At 35.6% G+C, this 6,707-nt stretch carries 5 protein-coding genes; all 5 read right to left on the bottom strand.

Annotated features, from left to right (window positions below; all coding sequences use genetic code 11):
* Positions 1-369 precede the first annotated feature (369 nt).
* A complete protein-coding gene (locus tag ETC05_RS14070; RefSeq protein ID WP_043964488.1) occupies positions 370-1,137 on the bottom strand; it encodes a hypothetical protein in 768 nt (255 codons plus the stop codon).
* Between the two features lie 17 nt (positions 1,138-1,154).
* On the bottom strand, positions 1,155-1,943 hold the full coding sequence (locus ETC05_RS14075; RefSeq protein WP_171661288.1) for an SMODS domain-containing nucleotidyltransferase: 789 nt from the start codon (positions 1,941-1,943) through the stop codon (positions 1,155-1,157).
* 843 nt (positions 1,944-2,786) lie between these two features.
* Positions 2,787-4,679 (bottom strand): TnsD family Tn7-like transposition protein, encoded by a 1,893-nt coding sequence (locus ETC05_RS14080; RefSeq protein ID WP_171661289.1) that lies wholly within the window; start codon positions 4,677-4,679, stop codon positions 2,787-2,789.
* Positions 4,648-6,354: an ATP-binding protein gene (locus tag ETC05_RS14085; protein ID WP_171661290.1), complete on the bottom strand. Its 1,707-nt coding sequence runs from the start codon at positions 6,352-6,354 to the stop codon at positions 4,648-4,650. The genes ETC05_RS14080 and ETC05_RS14085 overlap by 32 nt, the downstream gene beginning before the upstream one ends.
* Entirely contained in the window at positions 6,335-6,562 is a 228-nt protein-coding gene (locus ETC05_RS14090) for a hypothetical protein (RefSeq protein ID WP_171661291.1), read from the bottom strand. The genes ETC05_RS14085 and ETC05_RS14090 overlap by 20 nt, the downstream gene beginning before the upstream one ends.
* Between the last annotated feature and the right edge of the window lie 145 nt (positions 6,563-6,707).

A 6,707-nucleotide genomic window follows, 5' to 3' on the forward strand; every position in this document is an offset into this window, starting at 1 on the left:
CCCAAATAGGTTCATGTCTCCCCAAAAGTTCTTCGCTACAACATATGCTTGGCCATCATGTTTCTTTCTAGCCAAGGAAACAAAATCTGCGAAGCTTTTTGTATGGTAAAGGCGACCAAATGGTCAACCGTAGCCTATTTACAAAAAAGGCCTGTTAGACTCACCCAACAGGCCTTTTCGTTTTCAGCTTTTTGGTTCGGCATCTAACCTTTTGTTACAACATGTTAAATTACAGAAAAGTTGGGTACTGTGAAACGATAAAACCCGCATTCTTACGTTCGATTTTACATTTCGTAAAAAATAAAGTCGGGTACCGCGATTTTTTTTTGCATGACAAAAAAGTCGGGTACTAAACTATGTCGATTTATTTTATAAATGCAAGTTTCGTTTTACCGATTCCCATTCATCTGTAACCGCTGGATTTATCCTGTGAAAAATTTTACTGGATAGATGAACCCCCATACTGGCGACAACTGTTTCATATCGAAAGACAAGACTTAGTATGGTAGCAACAATCTGATGATTAGTGTTTAAACCATTTATTAAAAAGATTTGTCTAAACTCATTGAATAATTGGGCACATGAGTTTCTTAAAATTTCCAACTTTACGTAATTAACAATTAAGCCAGAAGTAAATAATGTTTGGGCTATTATTGCGATAAAGTTCAAATTTACCTCCCGAATGAGCATCACAAGTAACCAAATCAATACATACAGTGATACTTTTAGCCTTTCATTTTTTGCCATCTCTTCAGTTATTCTCCATGTAAATAAGGAGTTTTCAAATACATTAACACCTAGACGTATAATCGAAGGACTTTGTGAATTGTTATAATATAAATTTGTTTGTTCATCATCCAGATTTACTCCCAGTGAATCAGACAACAGATGTATCCTTCTTTTATTCTGTGCCTCTCTTAATAAAAAAAGGGTTAGCCAGTTATTGATAATAAAGTATAAGACAGTAGTAATAATAAATATAATATTCATTATATAATTAACCGTAGGTTTATTATTAGTAAAAAATACAGCAATAGAACAAAAAACAGAAAACCAAAACAAGAAGCTATTCCACTTGTTAACACGAGAAACTTTTTGAAAGTAAGCATCTATTGTATCAATACGTCCTGTCGTCATAGTTATATTTTCTCCTTTTAAAAATCTGGAAATAACTTCTTTATTTCCGCTTCTGCTGAGTATGGCATATTATTCCTTTCATATTCTTTTGTTTGAGCTATGATTTTTTTAGCTCTATCCACTTTATCCTTATAACCTTGTGGATCGCTATAGTTATAGCTCAGTTTTTCGAAGGTACTATACACAAAATCCTTTAGATTGTTGCAGTTCCAATAATAATTTTCAACAATCCAATTTTCTAATTCGTAAGAAGAAAGATAACTTCCATTTAACCTATTCCAGTATTTCATTAAACGCACCAACGGCTTTATCTTATAAAAATACTTCACGTTCGCATCAGTTAACTTTTTGTTAAAAGCGTTAGGATCGGTTTTCATCCATTCTTCAAAAGAAGATGATGGAGATGGTATGTAAATATTACCCCAAATGTCTTTTTTTGCTGGAACTAATTCAAACTTAATATGATTTAACTCGAGCACAATCGTTGGATGAGATTGATAAATTTCTGAACTATGATAATAATAATTGACAAAGCTCTTCAAATAATTAAGCAACGTTTGGGGTTTATAATTGTTTGGATTCTTGAAGATGACCATATAATCGACGTCGGAGTATTCATCTGCTTTTCTAGGTAAAATAGTCCCCCTAGTATATGAGCCGAATTTAAAATGATCCATAAGTTCACCATCAAAATACCTGTTTAATCTGTCTGATAAAGTAGCGATTGATTTTTCTATTTTGTCTTTTTCATCTTGCTTCAAATTTAACTTACTAGCTAAATTATCAATGTGTGATTGTACGCTCATCGCAATCTCCCCCTTTTCGTAATAATTTTCCAAAAAATATTATATCAAACATACTCCAATAAGAACATACATTCTTAAAATGTTTGCACAATAAAAATTGGTAATAAACTACAAATACAAAAGAGCAAGGGTATATCCCTTGCTCATAATAGAAATTAAAGTTATTCATTTCTGTTCAATGACAAAAAAAGTTGGGAACCGTAACTGAATATATCATTTATTTATAAAAGCATGGATATGTATGGAAATTGGTTGATAAATTGGGAAGCCGCTATTTAAACTAATCTGGCTAACCTTATATTGAGATCCAGTACAATAGCATAAGAAGACAAAAAAACGAAGATAAAAAACGAACCTTAGAGATTGAAGTTCGTTTTTTAATGTAAAGATACTCTTCATAAAAAGGAATATCTTATTTTTTAAAGAAAATAATTAAAGGATGAAAAAAAGGGCGATTGGATATAGCTCCTAGGGGGAGGAGCCCCCTAGAGAGCAGTGTCGTTATTAATCCTTTTTAATTTTTTTCTTCCACTTGACACCTAACAAAGAATACTCCTTGTAATGATGCGGTGGTGTTAGCGAAAAATATTCTTTCGTACTAAATCCGACACTTTTTTTCATCCAATCTGACAATCTTCGGAACATTTATACACCTCGAGGGCGAAAAAGCCGAAGCACCAAGTTGCCCAAGCTTGGCAATTATAATTGTATCAAGTTAAAGATGCAAACTGCAAGCGGAAGATGTTGTTGCTGAGGCTTCTATCGCTTATTGTGCTAACAAAGTGCTTTTGCATAATAGGAAATCGTTAAATTATGGAAAAACACAGGGATTTTACTCGATAATCAAACATGTTTCTTATTAACAGTTTCATACTCCGTTACCTTTAACGAAATAAACCTTTTTACTTCATTCGAAATGGTGGGGCGAAGCCCCGCCTTTTTGTAAATTTGCCATTCAATGATAGGTTGTTCCTCTTGTTTTAATTTCTCGATTACAAATTCCACTCGTCTCATTTGAAACGATTCTAAACTTTCTTCTACTTGAGAAATATAATTCATGGTTTTGGGCAATTTATCACCTTTTTTCTCAAGCAAGGACAATTGATTGATTTTCTTGCCAATGGACGTCTTTGTAATCCTTGTTGGCTTATCAGCTCCCAAATCCCATGTCCGAACAACTTCCTTGACCATTTTTAAGATTTCTTTATCTCGCTTGTCCCAATTTACACGTTGCTTAGGGGGTTGAATTCTTTTCTTTGAAGGAGAATATTTATTAAGCCAATCACGATCATGTCGGTACAAAAACGCATAAACATCAGGTGCCATTTTTCGTAATTCCGTCTTTGATTTTTCAGGGTATAACTCTTGTAGTTCAAGCCATTTATTTTTTCTTTCCGCTAATTGGTCTTCGTATTGTTCCAGTAGCTCTTTTGGGTTGTCCTTTTCGATTTTCGGTAATTTCCATGGTACTTTTAATCCTAATTCGGCAGCGTACTTTTTAATTGTTGCTCGGTCCGTCTGTAATTCTTTTGATATATCTGTAAGTGAATACCCTTCGTTCACTAATTCGGTCAGTTTATCCTTCCAAACCTTACCGTATTCTTTTATCGTGCCAATACGATACCGATCATTACTGTTTTTATCCGGTCCTCTTCTTGAAAAAACAAACCCACAGTCACAACGAAATGTTCCAACCGGTTTCCCTGTATCATAACATCTGGTTATGGTTAAAGATGTAACAACTGGTTTATGATAATTGGGACATGCGACATTTAAACATAGCCAAGGACCTTTACCAAAAGGATTATACTGCTCTTTATTAAACAAATGATCCAAGTCGGTTTCTAAAAACAGCATGACTAGTATATGCCGTATCGGATGAAAGGATTTCCGGTGTTTTTGAAATATCATCGTTAACCAATTGGTTTCTTCGAACAATACGGGAGACTGTAAAAGTTCCAAACAGCGGTCGGAAAACTTTGAAGTAAAGCTCTGATATAATTTATCACGTTTTACAAACCCATTAGGACTGGCAAATCCTTTTTGTTTTAAAAGCTCAACATACTTTTCCCTAACGATATTATCTTGTGTCTGAAGATGTCTATTTGTTAGCAGGAACTCCGTTATTTGAGCAATTTTTAAAAGCAACTGAAGTTCTTCTTTTTGCAACCCATCCAGATTCATCCGTTTTCTTTCAATAAAAGGGGTTGCGATTACATATTCGTGTTGGTTTTCAGTTTTTGTAGATACCGCTGTTTCTTCCAATATCGTTTCATGTTTTGGACAAATAAACACGCCAGGAGCTTGATGGATACGATGCCAATACGTTTCGCCATACGTGTCCATGTCCTCTTTGATACAATCACTACACACCCAAAGCTTCGTTTTTGTCTTCACATTACTTGCTGAAACTCCGATACGGGTGTGAATGGTGCTCCCTTTATCCTCCATCATGGATTTTTTTACTTGATCCGCCTGCTTTGGAAGTAAAAAGGCTGCATAATACGAATACATCGTATGATTGAAAATTAGGTTATCTGCATCCCAATAAGGACCCATTCGACTCAACAAAGTATTCAAATTGGCTGGTAAGTCCCAAACTGATCGGATGGTCCGTTTTCCAAACAATTCTTCGGTCGTCATTTTAGGACTTGTATTTCCGGACCGCACATGATACCTCGCGAATACGCTATATAGAAGCTCATCAGGATACGGCGTTGGAAACCAAAGTAGCATGGTCATCCTCCTCCCAGAAATCATCTAAAGGTTGTTTGACAATGTTTTTATCAAGAAACCATTCGTGAACTGATTTTTTCTTATTCCTTGCTTCTTCCATTAAGCGACCCAAATAATTTTCCGATTTTGATTTGGCTTTCTTGGTTTTGATTTGAGCATTGTCTTTCTTCTCATCCTTTTCAATAAGGAGTTTTACCGCTTCTTTTATCACCATTGGTTTTTCAATATCTTCGCCAAACTTTTTAAAGACTTTCTTTAGGGCAGTCTGGACTTCTTTGGGCTCAAAGTCCATAGCTAACAGTTGCAGTGTCACCTCTTCTAAAAGGGATTGCTCCCTTTTTTGACGTTTTTGTTCTTGTATCTTCTTTTGAATGCGAATCTTTTCTTGCAAATCAATGGAGGCTTTATATTTTTCAATTTCCTCATCAATATCAATGGGACGAATATCTTCGTATTTGGCAATCTCACTTGGAATCCCTGATCTCAATGCCTTTAACATCGGTCGAACCAATCTTAAGCTATCGTTTGCCACTTGTTTGATGATTTGTTTGCTTAATTTCTCTTCCCCTGTCGCAATCGCTCTTACCTGTGATAGCATGAAGAGTTTGACAGCAATATCGAGGATTCCTTGGCTTTCCTCATAAATCAAATCACTGAATTCACTGGTTAGCGGTGTATAATTGGTTGTCCACTGATATTCCCACATACCTTCGACAAATAACTCCCATGACTCATCTTTTGGCATCTGGGACCAAACCATATCCCCTTGCCCGCTTCCCCGTCTTGCTTGCCGGAATTCACTTTGTAAAACCGAAACAGCTTTATTTGTTCCAACCAGCAAAACGGGAATACCAATGGTGTTAACCAATGTGACGAAAAAGTTCAGCATTTTGTCTGATCCGCCACTCTTACTAAGACTGAGGTGCTGAATCTCATCGATAATGAGTAAGCCTATCCCATGGAGACTTGCCAGATGAGCCATTCGTTGTAACATTAAATCTGTGGTATTTTTTTGCGATCCAAATTTGTTTAGATAGTTGGACCCCAGCAATCGATCCAATTCTGCAAAAAAGCTTATACATAAGCCTTTTAATGAACCATCGAACGGACAGTCCAGCTTCATCCAGCTAATCTGAGTAAAAATAAATGGTTTCCCTTGATACTCATGATGCTTAATAATTTGCGGATAAAAAGATAACACTCTTTCAATTGCGGTCGATTTTCCGATTCCTGAAAGACCAATAAGCGTAAAGCCAGCTGCTGTTCGTTTTGTTTCTGTTTGATAGCTCTTTAAAAACTTCCCCTCTTTTATCGCTTGGTAACTTTCATGAATTCTCATGACTTCTTCTTTTTGCATTGGATTTCGGTGAAGATACCCTTGACGGATGGCTCTTGAAATTCGTTGTTCAAGGTCTAAATGTTTTTCAAATGGTTGAAAGTATTGAAACAGCCTCTGCACACAATGAAATCGATAATTAGCATTCAACGAACGTTCTTTTTCATTAAATGGAGGGAATACGGATATTTGTTCAATTACTTCTTCCTCCGTAAGAATAGGAGGAAGTGCTTCAATCAATGGATTGTTTTCATAATCTTGAACGATCTGAGGGCTATAAATCGCATCAACTACTGTTTTACCATGCAGAATCTGTGTTTCATTGACTGTTTTTTGCATGCATCAACTTCTCCTTTTGTTTTTGTCGTAATAACTCGATTCTGGAAACACTCTTTTTCGGCTGCGTGTCTTCGACATGTTCTTCTGAAATAGTTCTTTGAGTCGATTGGTCAGAATCCGCTAATAAAAAGGCTTCTTCTTTCCTTCTCTCTTCTTTTTCCATTGAGCGATTCCCACGAATTCCTTTGACTTTTTGGGCATTACTCATTTCTATTTTTTCTTGATCTGTAAATTAGCACATTATTTCAGAATCCCTTTTTCAAATTATTTCGGACGGATTCGGAAATAATGTGCAAAATCTTTGCGAATTATTCCAGGTTTTGCAGATTATTTCCGAACATTTGCACATTATT

The organism is Geobacillus sp. BMUD, from assembly GCF_013096845.1.
Classification (GTDB): Bacteria; Bacillota; Bacilli; order Bacillales; family Anoxybacillaceae; genus Geobacillus; species Geobacillus vulcani.